The sequence below is a fragment of the Flavobacterium sp. SLB02 genome, assembly GCF_009664855.1.
Taxonomy (GTDB): Bacteria; Bacteroidota; Bacteroidia; order Flavobacteriales; family Flavobacteriaceae; genus Flavobacterium.
The window spans coordinates 1,153,566-1,169,595 of sequence record NZ_CP045928.1 but is presented as its reverse complement, the minus strand read 5'-3'; the positions used below and the strand labels follow the sequence as shown (position 1 = coordinate 1,169,595).

Below are 16,030 nucleotides of genomic sequence, written 5' to 3'. Positions count from 1 at the left end.
AGTATGCACATTGAAAACCATTACATCAACAGAAGCGGATGGCTAAGAGCTGCTGTTCTGGGGGCTAACGACGGGATTTTATCCACCACCAGCTTAGTTATTGGCGTGGCAGCAGCAAGTGTTACAAGAGAGCCTGTTGTATTGGCCGCAGTGGCCGGTTTGGTGGCCGGTGCGCTTTCTATGGCCGCGGGTGAATATGTATCGGTAAGTTCGCAGTCTGATGTTGAAACTGCTGATTTAAAAAGAGAAAAATTCGCTCTTGAAACCCTTCCGGGAGAAGAACTCGAAGAACTAACCGATATTTATATTCAAAGAGGATTAAATAAAGAACTAGCCCGACAAGTTGCTATCGAATTAACCGCTCATGATGCTCTTGAAGCCCATGCGCGCGATGAACTGGGTATTAATGAAATTACCCAGGCAAATCCTCTAACTGCCGCTTTTGCATCGGCAGTTTCCTTTATTATTGGAGGTTTATTGCCTCTTTTGGTGGCGATCTTTGCTCCTCTAAAACAAATGGTGTTCTATCAATATGGCTTTTCAATACTTTTTCTGGCATTCTCAGGAATATTAGCCGCAAAGGCAGGCGGATCAAAAATACTAAAAGCAGTATTGCGCATTTGCATCTGGGCACTCTTGCCATGGCAACCTCGGCAGTGGTTGGTTATCTTTTTGGTGTTCAGACTACTTAAAATATGTCCTGAATTTTATTGCATCCTAATATTAATCGAATCTTAAGCAATTAAAAAAAATAAGATCCCTAACAATTCGTTATTTCGTAAGTATCTAAAAAGAACACTTCGAAATGAAACTAATTACAATGTTCCTTTTAATGACAGTGCTTCCCATCAATTGGGAACCTGACTTTAATACTGCCAAAAAATTGGCAAAGGAAAAGCACGAATTAATCCTGCTAAACTTCTCGGGTTCAGACTGGTGTGGGCCTTGTATTGTAACGCGTAGAGATTATCTTGAAAGTCCGGCATTCACAGAGATGGCCAATGAGAATCTGGTACTGGTTAATGCTGATTTTCCAAGAAAAAAGAAAAACATAGGAACGCCCCAGCAGGTAAAGCGAAACGAGGATTTAGCCGAAATTTATAACAAAGAGGGTAGTTTTCCCCTAACCTTGCTTCTTGATGCCGATGGAAAAGTTCTTAAAACCTGGCACGGAAAACCTCAAACTACACCCGATGAGTGGACTGCCGAGATAAAAGCGATCTGTGAGAGCCGAAAATAACATATTAAAAAATAAAAAGTACTCTGAGTCCCTAAAACTCATGGGCAACAACTTTACCATTACTGTTGTGGCTGAAAACCAGAAAACAGCAAATAAGAATATCCATCTTGCCATTGAGGAGATCAGACGCATTGAAAAACTGCTGACCACTTATAAAGCCGACAGCCAGACCAATCTCATTAACCAGAATGCAGGAATTGGGCCTGTTAAAGTAGACCCCGAGGTTTTTAATCTTATTGAAAGATGTATTGGAATTTCCAGAATTACGCAAGGAGCTTTTGATATTTCATACGGCAGCATCGATAAAAGCCTTTGGAATTTTGACAAATCAATGACCCAATTACCTGATCCCGAAATGGCGCTGAGAATGGTACACCTTATCAATTACCGCAATATCATTTTGGACAAAGAAAACACAAGGGTATTTTTAAAAGAAAAAGGAATGCGGATTGGTTTTGGCGGAATCGGAAAAGGGTATGCTGCGGAGATGGCCAAACAAGTATTGCTAGAAAACAATGTGCAGAGCGGTATTATCAATGCCAGCGGAGATCTCTCTGCATGGGGATTACAGCCTGATGGCAAAAAGTGGACCATTGGCGTGGCCAATCCCGATACTCCAAATGCGGCATTCTCCTATATGGAAATATCCAATAAAGCAGTGGCAACCTCAGGCAATTATGAAAAGTTTATAACCATCAAGGGAAAAAAATATTCCCATACCATTGACCCAAAAACAGGACTGCCGATAACTGGAATAAAAAGCGTGACCATTATGGCTTCAAATGCAGAATTTGCAGATGCAATGGCTACTCCAATTGCCGTTATGGGTATTAAGGCTGGCTTGTTTTTAATAGATCAGATACCAGATCTATATTGCATAATAATAGATGATAACAACAAAATTTACACTTCAAAAAACATCAACCTGAAATGAAAAAGCCAAAACAAAAAGCGCTCCTATTATTTTGTAGCATTGCTTTTACAGGCATTCTACTCACCTCGTGTACTTCGGTAAAAGAATACCAGAAAGGAAAAATCAACGATTCTGAAATGGTACTCTCCAACAGGAAAATCGAAAAGACATAACTCAGTTTTCAATCCTACCGAGAGGGAGCTTCCGGAGCCAATTCAGGAAAAAGCGGCGGTGGCTGCGGCTGTAACTAATTTTCATCCTATTCTAAAATGAAAAGAATATTCATAACAGGACTTGCTTTGCTGGGATTGTTTCAACTAAAAGCTCAAAATGTTCCTACTGATTCTACTGGTTATAAAAGCAAAAAATTAAAACTCGAAGAGGTAAATTTGGTCTCGAGTTATTACAAACAAAACGGGGATAACTCAGCCGTTACAGGCGGAATTGGTTCTGAGCATTTAACTGATATTGCCAATACCATCGATGTTAAACTGGTCAAGTACGCAGAGACAGGAATCAAGCATACCTTTGACATTGAAGCCGGTATTGATCATTATACCTCTGCATCCTCAGATATGATTGATCTGAGCGCCAACTCATCTGCTTCGTCTTCCGATAATCGTTTCTATCCTTCTTTGACCTATATCAGAGAAAACGAAGCCAAAGGACGAACTATTGGAATTGGAGTTTCATCATCAACAGAGTTTGACTATCAGTCTTTTGGAGGAAATATTAGTTTCTCGCAAAAAACCAAAGACAGAAACGGAGAATTTACCGCTAAATTCCAAACCTTTATCGATCAGTTAAAATTAATTGAACCCGTTGAGCTTCGTGCCCTGGGAAGTGGAGGTTATGATAGTGCCAATAGAAATACTTTTGCCGGAACTCTGAGCTATTCTCAGGTAGTAAACAAAAATCTGCAAGTACTACTTGTCGGGGATCTCATTAGTCAAAATGGCTATCTGAGCCTTCCCTTTCACAGGGTGTATTTTACAGACGGATCTGTACATCAGGAGAAAATGCCCGATACAAGACTTAAAATTCCACTGGGAATCAGAGCCAGCTACTTTTTAGGGGATAATGTGATTATTAGAGCTTACTACAGGTATTACACTGACAACTGGAGTCTCAAAGCGCATACCGCCGATCTTGAAATCCCTGTAAAATTAACTCAGACATTTTCTATAAGTCCCTTCTACAGGTATTATACCCAGAGCGGAACCAAGTATTTTAAACCTTACGGTGAACACACAGCATCCGATGAGTACTACACCAGTAATTATGATTTATCAAAATTTGATAGCAGTTTCTTTGGAATGGGAATGAAATTCACGCCCCTTAACGGAATATTTGGCCTGAAACACTGGAATACTCTAGAGATTCGCTACGGTCATTATACCAGAACAACCAATATGACCTCGGATATTATCAGCATTAATATCAAATACAAATAACACAAAATCAACAAGTTATTGGTGTTTGAAAATTTAGGCACGTTTCTTGTTTTATTATAAAAACAGTTATGAATTAAAAAAATGAAATTATGAAAACCTTAAAATATTTTTTGATCGGAGTTCTGTTCCTTTCTTTTAGTTACTCTCAAGCTCAGGTATCTGTCAATGTTAACATAGGTACGCCACCGTCATGGGGACCGGTTGGTTATACAGATGTTCGATATTATTACCTGCCTGACCTGGAAACTTATTATGATGTAAATACATCAAACTATGTTTATTTGAATAACGGAAGATGGGTCAGAACCAGATCACTGCCTTCTGCTTACAGAAACTATGATCTTTACAGCGAATACAAAGTGGTCTTAACCGATTACAGAGGAGAGAGACCTTATGACAATTTTAAAACCCATAGAGTAAAATACGCAAAAGGTTATAAAGGTAAGCCTCAAAAAACAATTGGTCAAAAGCCTGGTAGAGGAAATAACAAACAAGGCAAAGAGAATCCCCACCACGATAATGGAAACCATAATGGACATGGTAAAGGAAAAGGAAATGGGAAACATTAATCCAAAAGAGGCTCAAAAAGAGCCTCTTTTTTTTATGTTACACTTAAATATCCATTGGATATCCAAAGCTTTAATTACAATTTGCAATTCTGGGATTATTTAATGCACCACACTGAAAAGAATATTTACTCTGTGGATATAAGGCAGAAGGATTATCGGTTATTTCCAAGGGCGATAACACCTGCCCGTTATAACTTGGCATGGTTACCTGCTCTTTAGATCCATTTCCAAGTGCTACATTTTTGGCCGCTGCATTTCCATTAAAACTATAATCAATCATTGCATCAAGTAATCTGTAAATCCCATAATAATCATATGCATCATAGGAGCTTTGCGTATTGGGAAGATTATGCTCTGCCGTATAGGTAAATGTGGGTAAAACTGATTTTTTTATTAAAATAAAATCTTTTTCAGTATTGGGAATATTTATATTTTTAAAAATATCAATTGCCAGTCTGTGATCATTGGTTGTATCATCGTTATAGACTTGGGTGATTAGTTTTGTATTCTCTGGAAAACTCTGTAATTCTGCGGGCGTAATTTCATATGAAAACCATTGTGCCATTGCAAAGATAAAACGTCCGTTCTCTCCCCAGCCTTCATCTAGAAAGCCCCTGTGCGCTAATGCAAAACAAGCTCCGGCGCCAAATGAATGCCCCATGAAGCCTACTTTTTTTGTATCAATTATTTCAGGATAATCCCTCACTGCTTTTTTAAAACTTTGCCATAGGGTATCGTATCTTTCTTCTACTGTAACCCCTGTGGTTGGGTAAGGTGCAAATACCACAACATATCCTTTCTTTGAAATAAACTCATACAATCCTATATTATACTCGCTTTGTTCTCCTGCATAAGGATGCGAATAAAAAATAACAGGTTTTGGTGAAATTATTCCTTTTGGGTAAAAAATTTCAACATTTTTGCCACTATATAAAGGGCTTGGAAAACTAATTTTTGCTACTTGATAATTACCATCCGAACCATATCCGGTTTTTGGCCTTGAAATAGGTCCTGCCAAATCATCATCTATAAAAGCAGCATCTTGATTTGAATCATCTGGGTCATGCTTTGAGCAGGATAATAATAGAAAAAAAGAGATTAAAAGTAAAATTGGGGATTTCATTCTCACGCATTTTAAGATTATTTTAATAAGACTGCTTTTCTTTAAAATGGTTTAATCACAGAATTTCTCATTTTTTTCTTTGTAGCATCATTTATCAATTCCTCTTTATGGTATACCTTGAAATGGTTTCAATAAGATCAAACTCTTCAAAAGGCTTTGTAATATAATCATCCATACCTGCATTTTTACATTTATCAAATTCGCTTTTAAAAGCACTGGCAGTAAGGGCAATTATAGGGGTTTGTAATTTCAATTCTTCCCTGATTTTAATGGTAGCTTCTATACCATCCATTTCAGGCATTTGTACATCCATTAATATGATATCAAAGCTTTTAAGTTTTAGAATTTCAATGGCTTGAATACCGTTGACTGCCTCGGTTACAACACAATTAAAATAATGAAGTGAATTAATGGCTACCATCCTGTTAATACTACTATCCTCGACCAGTAAAACATTAATACCTGAAATATCTACATTAATTTCCTCTTGAACTTTTTTAATATTATGGATGTTTCCTTTTTGCAAATCAATAATAAAACTAATGGTGGTACCAATGCCTTTCTCGCTTTGAACTTTTATCTTCCCGTTCATTAACTGGATTAGTTCCTTAGTAATGGTCATACCCAGGCCAGTACCGCCAAATTTTCGTGTAATTTCTTTATCCTCCTGAGAAAATTTATTAAAAATGTTCTCAGCATAGCTTTGTTGCATTCCTATTCCAGTATCCACAACAGAAATTTGCAATCTCTGACTGGCTTTAGTATCTTTTAATACTTCACATTTTAAAAATATTTTACCTTTATGGGTAAACTTCAAAGAGTTGCCAACCAGATTAAATAATATTTGCTCTAATCTTAAGATGTCTCCTTTTAAGACATCGTGAACATCTGTGGAAATTTGTTTTATTAGTTTTAATCCTTTTTTCTTTGCTAATGGCTCAAGGACATTTATCACATTGCCTATCACATTATCAAAAACAAAATCCTCTACTTCAAGTGACATTTCTCCTGCCTCAATTTTAGAGATATCCAATATATTATTGATAATAGACAATAAATGCCTTGAAGCTAGAGAACTGTTCTCCACATATTTTTTTTGCAGCTCTGTTAAGTTTTGTCGCTCCAGTTCCCTTAAAAAACCAATTATACCATTAAGGGGAGTACGTATTTCATGACTCATATTGGCCAAAAATGCTTCTTTTGCCCTGGAAGCTTGTTCTGCCTTGAGTTTTTCATTCTCAAGTTCAATTTCCATTTGTTTTTGCTCGGTAATGTCTAGGTGAATCCCGATAGATCCCACTAGTTTACCTTTATCGTCATAATTGGGCGCACCACCAATGGCCCACCATCTTAACTCTCCTGTTTTATTTTTTACCGGAATTTGATAGACATCCGATACTCCTTTTTTCCGTAATTTATTCTTAGATTTTAATTTTTCAATATTCTCTCCAAATACAAATGTTTTAGAAGGATTCAAACCAATTAATTCCTCAATTTCAAATCCTGATATGTCGGCAAAACTTTGATTGGCGAATTGAATTATTTCATTGTTGTCAACCTCAATAAGCCCTAAATTCATGTTAGCAATAATATTGCGATATTTTTCTTCTTGAAACTTTAGTTTTGTTTCTGTTTTTTTTCGCTCTGAGATATCCTGTATAAAAGAGCAAAAAAATACCTCCCCATTTTGCTCCAGGGGTATAATGGAAATCTCTATAGGAAATTCATGTCCAATATTATTAACTGCTGGCAGCTCTATTTGTTTGTTTAAAACCGGTCCTTTGCCTGTTTTACTATAATATTTAAGACCATCCTGATGCCCTTTTTTATGTCGCTTAGGAATTATAGTTTCATTTAATGTTTTACCCAGAACCTCTTCTTTTCTCCATCCAAAAATAGTTTGCGCCTGATTGTTCCAAAAAGTTATCTTTCCGGTATTATCAATAGTAACAATGGCATTTAGTGAGGAGTTCATAATAATACGATTACGCTCTTCACTTTGTTTGAGTAAATTTTTGCTTTTAATTCTTTGGGTTACATCAGTAGACTTCCAAAGATGCCCAATACACTCCTTTTCGATGAAAATAGGAATGTAATCCCTTTCAAAAAAACGATTGTCTATTGTTTCAAGTATTTCACCTGTAATGATTTCTTTGCCAATTAAAATTTCCTCAATTCTTTTTCTATACACTTTAGAATCTTTAAACAATACCTGGGTATCACTTATGTATTCATTGGCTTTTTTGCCAATCATTTCATCGGGAGAAGCAGAAATATTGCGCATATCGCATAAATGCTGATTTACAAATAAGATACTATCATTATTATCTACCACTAAGATTCCTGACTGTAAATTGCCTAATAATGTCTTTAAAAACTGGACGGTTTCAAATAACTTTTTCTCGATTTGCTTTCTTTTAGTAATTTGTTCACTGATATATTTTGAAATAAAGAGAAGATCATTTTTTTCTTCTTCATTTATGGATCCGTATCCCTGATCTAACTGGGTAAGGCTTTCATAAAGATTTAAAATAGAGTGTTGTTTTAATTCATATTCTTTCTTTAAATTCTCATGTACATCGTTGTATTCCTTTTCGCTTTCCTTAAAAGAATGGTCCATTAAATCCTTATCTCTTTCAAAAGATAAATAAGAATCATTAACCGTTTTTATAAAGGATTGAAAAGATGGATTATCCTGAAGCTCGGCAGGTACATTTTTATTTATTTGTCTCTGTAAAAGTTTATGAAGATCCATAACTAGTCTATTTCATTAATACAGGTAATAGTCATGGTCTGGTTGTGAAGTATACACTCACCATATGGTTTCAAAGGCGAAATTTCTCCGTAAGAGTAAAAACCTGAAATAGTTGTTTTGTCTCCGAAAATCTCTGAAACAGCCTCAACCTCTTCATCAATTCTGGATCCCAGAATTAGCTTTCGTCCAACACAGCTAATTAAAAGAGCTAATTTTGGATTAAAACTATTTAACTCCAAACAGCAAGCAGCAGCCTGACTTGCCGCATCTATTAATCTGTCAAAATTGGCTTTCATAAAGCGTACTTTACTCCCTTTGGGTACATCACCTGCAAAGGTCATGGTCTGATTGGATTCATCTATGGATAAAATAGTTCTGACAACCGGCTCGTCAACTCCATCAATTTTGATTGACAATGGAAAGAGTAATGCCGAGCCTGGTAATTCTTCTGCATACTTTCCTAAATAAATTTTATAGAGATCCAGTACATTTTTCCCATCGATTTCATATAAAACATTACTTTCTGACTTAGTCACAATCCGCTCCAATCCAAAGCTTTCCCATCCCCCTAAAGATCCGTGAGACACCAATAGTTTTGCACCGTAAAAACCTATAGCGACAATTTTGCCCTGTTGTGGGGTTTCATTTAATCCAACGAGTGTTTTTTCAAATTTTGCGGCATCACCTGCCAGCCCTCCAACGATTAATACTTCTTCTTTTTTTACTGCGTTCATTCCATTAACTAACTCACTTCCATTTACTTTCCCCCCGTCTGAGAGTACCAGTACCAATTTTAAATGTTGTTGATCAAATTTCTTAATTAAAGAAGAACCTGCCAGGAAACTGTTTTGGAAATCTGCTATATCAACTTCACAAGTTTTAATTTTTGTTGAAGAAAATTTAATTGCCGTGAGAGATATAGTATTATCTAAAACTTCATCTTGATAAATTTCTCCCGCTGAAGAACACAGAACCAATTCTGAAGATGGAAATTTATTTTTTAGCTCATTGAAAATCTTCTGGTCTGATAACAAATCTCTTGCACCAAAACCTAATACTAAGTCCAAATCAACGAAATCTAAATTATCATCATTCAATTCTCTTACAAAAGAATTATTTTCAAATAAAACTGTAGCTGTTTTCATCTAATTTTTTTTTTTAGTTTGACTGGATTGCATTGGATTACAAATTATAGATTTTCCGATATCTAGTTGTTTTGCTGTTTTTAGTACATCTTCATTATTGATATTTTTTTAAATATTTCATCTGTAACCTTTTAGGTTTTTAGCCACACCAAACTACAAAAAAAATCCTACATATTTTATTTTAAAAAGAATTATTGTATAGAAAAGAAATTTTTACTTTTTTTCAAAGTATTACAAAACAGATGCATTACATGACATATAGCACTTTTTGAAAAAATTAGGAAGTTTCAATACATCAAAACAAATCATTTGTGCTACTACTGAATTCTTAACTATATCGGTATTTAAAATTGTAAGATTAAGTGCATCCAAAATATGATAAAATTAAAACCGTCTAAAAGCAACTGTGCTCTATTATTCTCCTTTATAATGTTCCTCTTCCATACATTGCTTGATTTAGGAATGAACCCAAAGAGTTTGAGCAGAATTAGAAAGCAAATAATTAAGTAACATTTGCGAAGTATTTTAAAAAAATCATCTCCCAATTTTGTGCCGTAATAAAAACAAATAAAATGGCACAGAAAAATTTAGCATTAGTTACAGGAGCAAATGGGCATCTTGGCAACAACCTAGTAAGATTACTTATCAACAAAGGCATCCCGGTAAGAGCTTCGGTTCGCAACATCAAAAATAAAGAACCCTTTACTGGTTTAAATTGTGAAGTCGTAGAATCTGATATTTCCGACAAACAGTCCTTAGTAAACGCCCTGCAAGGTGTCGAAACATTTTACGCAGTTGGAGCGGTCTTTAAACTTTGGGCCAAAGACCCCAAAAAAGAAATTTATGATGTCAATATTCTAGGCACAAAAAATATTGTTGAAGCCGCAGCAGAAGCAGGCGTAAAGAGAATTGTGTACGTAAGTTCTATTGCAGCTTTAAATTATTCCAAGCTCCCCACTAAAGAAAGTTATGGACAGAATCCTGACCGTAGGGATATGTACTACAATTCAAAAAATGACGGGGAAAAACTAGCTTTTGAATTGGCTAGAAAGCATAATATAGAATTGGTTGCCGTTTTACCATCTGCAATGATTGGCAGTACGGCTTTCAAACCTTTAAGTGTTTCTTATAATATTATTTCTTTAATTCTTGAAAAGCAAATACCTGTTGAGACTAACATCACTTTAAATTGGATCGATGTAAAAGACGTTGCTCAAGGTTGTTATCTAGCGGCAAGAAAAGGAAAAAATGGCGAACGTTATATCTTGGCAAATGAAAAATGTATTTCCATAAAAGAAACAACACAACTGGCCCGCGAGTTATTTCCGGATTTGAAAATAAAACTTCCTATGGCAGTTCCAAAGCCAATATTATTTATAATTGCCTGGTTTATGGAAATTGGCAGTAAGATCAATGGAAAAGCTCCTTTATTGAGTGTAAAAGATATCGCCATGTTTTCAGGACTTCAACAAAACTTCGACATCTCAAAAGCAAGGACTGAGTTGGGTTTTAATCCAAAAAACTCCATACAAGCAGTCAAAGAAGCCATGTTGTATTTACAAGAAAACAAAAACCATTAAAACCGGTAAGACCACTATGTGATTAATATGGATTTTGTGCAAGTTGCAACTAAACAATACTTAAAGAATCTGTCTTTCCAATTTTGCCACTGTTGGAATGGTACAAAAAAAGATGCATCACTCCGGTGCATCTTTTTAGCAATTAGTATTTTAAGAAGCTACTATTTAGTTTCTATAAATTTCACCATAAAAAATCCAGAAACTATATCTTCTTAAAAATATCACATACTAAAATACAAAAAAAAATAATTTACTACTAAAAATATTTAACAAATTACCAATAGATCTTTATGTTTTATTTGTAATATAGGTCTCATACATTCTGCAACTATTTCCAAATAATCTGCTTTTTTTTCATGTATCTTGCATTAATCCTCTAGACTTATACACCCAATGTTGCTCTCTTTAGTGGATCAACCTGACCTGCACATATTTTCAATTATCTCTTCAAGATTTGAATTTACTACCTCCGGGAATAGAGACTTCCCATTTTAATGAGTTTTGATATTGATTAATTAAAAAATATAAAACTTAACTTTAGAGGCGAGAGAATGCCAAAAAACTAAAAAATAAATTTATCTTTCTTAAATTTGATCCAACAACTCTAATGTTTCATTTCTCACTTCTGATAAAAAATGGATTTTCACAATAATGAGTTTTCAAAGATAGAATCATTAAAATCAAAAAAAACAACTTTTATAGCAAAGGCAGTAGGAGTATTTATTTTTGTAACTACAATTTTTGCAATAATTAATTTGGAGATAATTATTATTGAATCTAGAAAATTATCTGCCGAATTTAAAATTTCTTCTCTGGTGCTAGCAGTTGTTCTCTTATCTTTTTTGGTGTATTTCGTTTTAAAGGATATAATTATTAACCGAAAAAACAAAATCATCAAAGTAATAGTTGATCAAAATGGTTTGCATCATTGTAATGATGAGACAATCATTGAATCCCTAACTTTTAAGTCATTATACCCAAATCCCGATCTAAAGAATTATGATGTTGTTTTATCTCAGGGTGAAGATGTAGCAGATGATATTTGTGTCTATTATTTCGATCCCTCTACCCAAACAATACTTTATAAAGCCCTTATATTTAATACTTCATTTTCAATAGGCAATGCAAAAGAATTAAAAACACATTTCATAAAGGGTATTTTAAAGTTTAGATCTGATTTGAGAGTTTCCCCAAAAGTTTTAGATTTCTTAAATTTAAATAATTCCTGAAATTTAAATTGTCTCATTCTGAATTTGTCTTATAAAATTTAAAATTAATCTTACTTTCAGTCACACGAGTGCGTAAACCCTTACCATGAAAAATGAAGTTATTACCATTTCCAGTATCTAAATAATCCCGTTTTATTGTGGAAATTATATTGGTATACGGGAGATTCCAGTAAATAAAAGAAGTACTGCAAAAATTTGGGAAGCATCTGGATCAATGAGTAATTTTGTTTATTTTAATTTGTATTTAATCTAAATAAATATAAATTTGCAGCCTAAAATATAAATAACCGCCATGAAATTCACTTACTTATTTTTGCTGTTGGCTTTTCTTAACCTTAGCCAGGCGCAAAATGCTACAATTACAGGAAAGATCGTCTCGCAGAATAATGAAGCTATATCTTATGCTTCTGTATCTATTAAAAGCCTTAAAAAAAATACTACCTCTGATGAGAAAGGAAACTTTGAATTCACCAACCTCGCACCAGGAAATTATACGCTATATTTCTCTGCAATGGGTTTTTCTGTTCAGCAAAAAACTCTTGAACTCCATGAGGGTGAAAATCTGGACCTTTCCATTGTTTTAGAGGAAAACATCAATACTTTACAGACTGTAGAGATTACCGGACGAAAAGAGAAATCATACAAGAACACCAAATCTTTTATTGGGGCCAAAACCGAAATCGCTTTAAAAGATCTTCCGCAAGCTGTTTCATACGCAACAAAAGAGTTAATCGCAGACCAGGGTTCGATCCGGGTAGGCGAAATAGTAAAAAACTTCAGCGGGGTTAGCCAGTTTACTTTTTATGATGATATTTCGATTCGAGGATTTAGAATTAACGGAGGAAGCAATACCCAGCTGCTCAACGGAATGAGAACCTCTACCGGATTCTGGAAACAACCCCTTGCCAATTACCTGGAGCGTGTTGAAGTTTTAAAAGGCCCTTCATCGGCTTTGTTTGGTAATGCATCTCCGGGAGGAGTTTTAAACAGAGTCACTAAAAAGCCTTTGGATCAGCCCGCAAACAGCGTAAGTTTTTCTACAGGAAGTTTCAACACCCTAAGAGCTTTAGCCGATTTCACCGGGCCATTAACCGAAGACAAGTCCCTTTTATACCGTTTGAATTTAGGCTATGAAAATGCAAATTCATTTAGAGATTTACAATTCGATAAAAATATTGTCATTGCTCCTTCCCTCTCGTTTCTTCCAAATGATAAAACAAGTGTAAACTTTGACTTGATTTACACGGGTTCCAAAAGTATCTTGGACCGCGGACAATCCACCTATGAGAATAATTTATTCTCCACTAAAACTTCCAACTCACTGAATTCTACCAATGATTATTTAAATGAAGAAACCTATATTGTTACCACTTCATTAAATCACCAGTTTACAGATCGTTTATCGTTTTCGGCTTCTTACATTCGTACCGGTTATACCGAAGATCTTCTCGAACACCGTGGCGCTAATAAATATGCATCTGCCGGGGATGGATCTACTATCCCAACTGCAATTGAAATGCAGGTTTTCCAGCGTAAACGTAAACGTTATATCGATAATCTTTCTGCTTTCTTTAAATATCAGGCCAAAACGGGAGCTTTGGATCATAATTTAATTGCAGGTTATGATTATGCCCAGGAGCAGGTTCCCTCAGGAGGTTCTCAATTACAGGCAACTGGTTATAGAAATGCGGCAAATAACGGATCGATTGCTAGTTATGATCCGGCAAAAAAGAATCTTTACCTACTGGATTCAAAAGGAAATCCAGTTCCCAATGTGGCGCACTTTGACCTGACAAATCCATCAGCATCACAGCAGTTAAAAGACATGAGCAAATATTTTTATTCAGCTCGTCCCTTTGACCCAACTTATTATTCATTGTACGGAATTTATCTTCAGGATAATATTAAATTTGGCGCTTTTCAGGCTTTAATTGGAATTCGTTACGATGAGTATACCGATAAGGAAAATTATAAAAAAGCAACAGAAAAGAAAGTAAAACAACATTCTTTCCTTCCTCGTTTTGGACTTACCTACACCCTTAACCCAAACATTAATTTATACGCAACTTACGTAAAGGGATACAATCCACAGACAGCCTCTTCTTTATCAAACCCAAATGCGGGAGGCCCTTTTAATCCCTTAGAGAGCAATATGGTGGAGTTTGGAGGAAAATCGTCATGGTTTAAGGAAAAACTCTTTGTCACTATGGCTTTATTTAAAATTCAGCAGAAAAACACGCTATACCCGGCAAACGATGCTATAAACCCAGACTTGATGAGAGCTATTGGAGAGGAAGAATCAAAAGGTATTGAAATTGATGTAAACGGAAGTATTACACGTAACTGGAGTATTTCTGCGGCTTACTCATACAATCAAGCAGCTATTACAGAGAGTCCTGAAGCATCTGAGATAGACAGGCAAAAACCAAATACACCAAAACAACAAGGAAATGTCTGGACACGTTATAACTTTACAGATGGCGCTTTAAAAGATTTTGGTCTTGGTTTTGGAACCAATTTTGTTACCACACGTAATTTAAGCCAGACAATAACGCAGACCATTCCGGGTTACACCTTGTATAACGCAGCCTTGTACTACAATATCAATAAATTTAAAATTCAGCTCAACGCAAACAACCTAACCAATAAAACCTACTGGGTTGGAGGTTACGATTATATCCGTTTGTTTCCTGGTGCGCCTTCCAACTGGCTCTTGACCTTAGGATACTCATTTTAGCACATGCTTTATTGCAGTATTAGCCCGGTTCTCTCCGGGCTAATGTTTTTTTTATGGCAACCCTTAAGGGGTTACCCAGGTAATGAATTAGGCAAACTCTCAGGATTATTTCCCACAGCGGAATTTAATTGTAATGGGGTATCAGAAAGAATTATGCCTTACCCCTGGTATATCCAAAAACAAAACGGATCAGAAAAAAGAACGGCATAGCCCAAAAAAACCGCCTTGCATGAAATACAAGACGGCTGTCCATAAAAACATAATCTTCCATTTTATGCTTCTATCTGTTCTATTAAAGGGTAAGGATGTAATCCAGCTACCTTTTGTTCTTTTTTATCATCGTGACATAGTATCCGTAGGCAAGAGCAATGCCAATTAAAATCAAATCCGAACCAGGGTTAACCATACAATTGATTTTATTATATTATTAACTTCTCCTATCAAACTTAAAATAGGGCAAATCCCAAAACCTTTTCCGATGTATAGAAAAAGTGAAGCCCACTTTGCAATACTACGGCACTTTGTCCTTATAAGGCTCTTGCTGAGGATATAAAATATAACTCAGGGTAATAATTAACAATAATGTCCATCATAAGCAAAGCAAAACCATTTAGTTATCAAGTCTTTGCTTGCCTAGAAACATTTCAACACCCCTTACACTGAGCTATTGCTGGCTTTTTTATCCTCAGCGGGATGACTTAGAGAAAACCTGCAAAAGACAATATTTAAAGACCTCCATATCTATCCTTATAAGTTTTAAGTTCCCTATCGGTTTGATCTAGGAGTCTCTCCAGAAGGGCAATTTTATCCCTGTAGAGCACCTCAATATTAGAAAGATTATCCTGCCCTACAGGTGACTTGGACTTTAGGCAATCGCTCTTAAAATAAAGTCCCCTTTCAAAGCCTATAATGCTAATGAGATCCATTTCAAATATAGAGACGATCTCTTCTAATTTATCGCAACTCAGCGCTATGGTGCCTTTTTCAATTTTACTATAGCCCGCCTGGGTAATATTAAGTCTTAAGGCCATATATTCCTGGGTGTAGTCTTTGAGTTCCCTGATGCTTTTTATATTTTCGTTTATTTTTCCCGGCATTTGAATTGGTTTTATAAGTTTACATTTCAAACTACATCATCTAGCGCAAATTCATAAAATAACCCTGCATAGCAGTGCAAAGAGCCGCGAGTGGCCAAAAGCTTGCTCCCCTAGCCCCTCATCAGGCAATAAATGTCCTGTTTCCCGGGTCTATATAACCGGGTAAAGTATTAGAAAAAAACTCTAAT

Annotated in this window: 11 protein-coding genes and 2 pseudogenes; 9 read left to right on the top strand and 4 right to left on the bottom strand. The window is 35.5% G+C overall.

Annotated features, from left to right (window positions below; genetic code table 11):
- Positions 1–3: 3 nt before the first annotated feature.
- The 6 genes and pseudogenes from GIY83_RS04735 to GIY83_RS04710 all read left to right on the top strand — a co-directional run bounded on the left by GIY83_RS04735 (position 4) and on the right by GIY83_RS04710 (position 4,176).
- Positions 4–692, top strand: a pseudogene (locus tag GIY83_RS04735) (VIT family protein).
- A 113-nt stretch (positions 693–805) separates the two neighbouring features.
- A complete protein-coding gene (locus GIY83_RS04730) occupies positions 806–1,240 on the top strand; it encodes a thioredoxin family protein (RefSeq protein WP_208685173.1) in 435 nt (144 codons plus the stop codon).
- Between the two features lie 40 nt (positions 1,241–1,280).
- Positions 1,281–2,174 (top strand): FAD:protein FMN transferase, encoded by an 894-nt coding sequence (locus tag GIY83_RS04725; RefSeq protein ID WP_208685171.1) that lies wholly within the window; start codon positions 1,281–1,283, stop codon positions 2,172–2,174.
- A pseudogene (locus tag GIY83_RS04720) lies at positions 2,171–2,404 on the top strand (DUF4266 domain-containing protein). The gene GIY83_RS04725 and the pseudogene GIY83_RS04720 overlap by 4 nt, the downstream one beginning before the upstream one ends.
- 18 nt (positions 2,405–2,422) lie before the next feature.
- Complete coding sequence (locus GIY83_RS04715; RefSeq protein WP_208685169.1) at positions 2,423–3,607, top strand: DUF3570 domain-containing protein; 1,185 nt, start codon at positions 2,423–2,425, stop codon at positions 3,605–3,607.
- 89 nt (positions 3,608–3,696) lie between these two features.
- Positions 3,697–4,176, top strand: coding sequence for a hypothetical protein (locus tag GIY83_RS04710; protein ID WP_208685167.1), 480 nt, complete (start codon positions 3,697–3,699; stop codon positions 4,174–4,176).
- A gap of 70 nt (positions 4,177–4,246) precedes the next feature.
- Here the strand turns inward: GIY83_RS04710 and GIY83_RS04705 are convergent, their stop codons facing one another.
- From GIY83_RS04705 to GIY83_RS04695, 3 genes are all read right to left on the bottom strand, one after another.
- On the bottom strand, positions 4,247–5,299 hold the full coding sequence (locus tag GIY83_RS04705) for an alpha/beta hydrolase (RefSeq protein WP_208685165.1): 1,053 nt from the start codon (positions 5,297–5,299) through the stop codon (positions 4,247–4,249).
- Between the two features lie 94 nt (positions 5,300–5,393).
- Positions 5,394–8,054 carry a PAS domain S-box protein gene (locus tag GIY83_RS04700; protein WP_208685163.1) on the bottom strand — a complete coding sequence of 887 codons (2,661 nt, stop codon included), beginning with the start codon at positions 8,052–8,054 and terminating at the stop codon, positions 5,394–5,396.
- 2 nt (positions 8,055–8,056) lie between these two features.
- The gene (locus GIY83_RS04695; protein WP_208685161.1) at positions 8,057–9,199 is read right to left on the bottom strand and encodes an FIST signal transduction protein; all 1,143 of its coding nucleotides are present in this window, start codon (positions 9,197–9,199) and stop codon (positions 8,057–8,059) included.
- A gap of 572 nt (positions 9,200–9,771) precedes the next feature.
- Here GIY83_RS04695 and GIY83_RS04690 point away from each other — a divergent pair.
- The 3 genes from GIY83_RS04690 (at position 9,772) to GIY83_RS04680 (ending at position 14,745) form a co-directional block, all read left to right on the top strand.
- Entirely contained in the window at positions 9,772–10,779 is a 1,008-nt protein-coding gene (locus GIY83_RS04690; protein ID WP_208685159.1) for an NAD-dependent epimerase/dehydratase family protein, read from the top strand.
- A gap of 635 nt (positions 10,780–11,414) precedes the next feature.
- Positions 11,415–12,008 carry a hypothetical protein gene (locus GIY83_RS04685; RefSeq protein WP_208685157.1) on the top strand — a complete coding sequence of 198 codons (594 nt, stop codon included), beginning with the start codon at positions 11,415–11,417 and terminating at the stop codon, positions 12,006–12,008.
- A 292-nt stretch (positions 12,009–12,300) separates the two neighbouring features.
- Positions 12,301–14,745 carry a TonB-dependent receptor gene (locus GIY83_RS04680; RefSeq protein ID WP_208685155.1) on the top strand — a complete coding sequence of 815 codons (2,445 nt, stop codon included), beginning with the start codon at positions 12,301–12,303 and terminating at the stop codon, positions 14,743–14,745.
- Positions 14,746–15,470: 725 nt separating this feature from the next.
- Here the strand turns inward: GIY83_RS04680 and GIY83_RS04675 are convergent.
- Positions 15,471–15,842, bottom strand: coding sequence for a helix-turn-helix transcriptional regulator (locus tag GIY83_RS04675; RefSeq protein ID WP_208685153.1), 372 nt, complete (start codon positions 15,840–15,842; stop codon positions 15,471–15,473).
- Between the last annotated feature and the right edge of the window lie 188 nt (positions 15,843–16,030).

What these genes read in the sequence shown, in the direction of transcription:
- GIY83_RS04730 (WP_208685173.1), top strand. Translation starts at nt 806, where the DNA reads ATGAAACTAATTACAATGTTCCTTTTAATGACAGTGCTTCCCATCAAT.
- GIY83_RS04725 (WP_208685171.1), top strand. Translation starts at nt 1,281, where the DNA reads ATGGGCAACAACTTTACCATTACTGTTGTGGCTGAAAACCAGAAAACA.
- GIY83_RS04715 (WP_208685169.1), top strand. Translation starts at nt 2,423, where the DNA reads ATGAAAAGAATATTCATAACAGGACTTGCTTTGCTGGGATTGTTTCAA.
- GIY83_RS04710 (WP_208685167.1), top strand. Translation starts at nt 3,697, where the DNA reads ATGAAAACCTTAAAATATTTTTTGATCGGAGTTCTGTTCCTTTCTTTT.
- GIY83_RS04705 (WP_208685165.1), bottom strand. Translation starts at nt 5,299, where the DNA reads ATGAAATCCCCAATTTTACTTTTAATCTCTTTTTTTCTATTATTATCC.
- GIY83_RS04700 (WP_208685163.1), bottom strand. Translation starts at nt 8,054, where the DNA reads ATGGATCTTCATAAACTTTTACAGAGACAAATAAATAAAAATGTACCT.
- GIY83_RS04695 (WP_208685161.1), bottom strand. Translation starts at nt 9,199, where the DNA reads ATGAAAACAGCTACAGTTTTATTTGAAAATAATTCTTTTGTAAGAGAA.
- GIY83_RS04690 (WP_208685159.1), top strand. Translation starts at nt 9,772, where the DNA reads ATGGCACAGAAAAATTTAGCATTAGTTACAGGAGCAAATGGGCATCTT.
- GIY83_RS04685 (WP_208685157.1), top strand. Translation starts at nt 11,415, where the DNA reads ATGGATTTTCACAATAATGAGTTTTCAAAGATAGAATCATTAAAATCA.
- GIY83_RS04680 (WP_208685155.1), top strand. Translation starts at nt 12,301, where the DNA reads ATGAAATTCACTTACTTATTTTTGCTGTTGGCTTTTCTTAACCTTAGC.
- GIY83_RS04675 (WP_208685153.1), bottom strand. Translation starts at nt 15,842, where the DNA reads ATGCCGGGAAAAATAAACGAAAATATAAAAAGCATCAGGGAACTCAAA.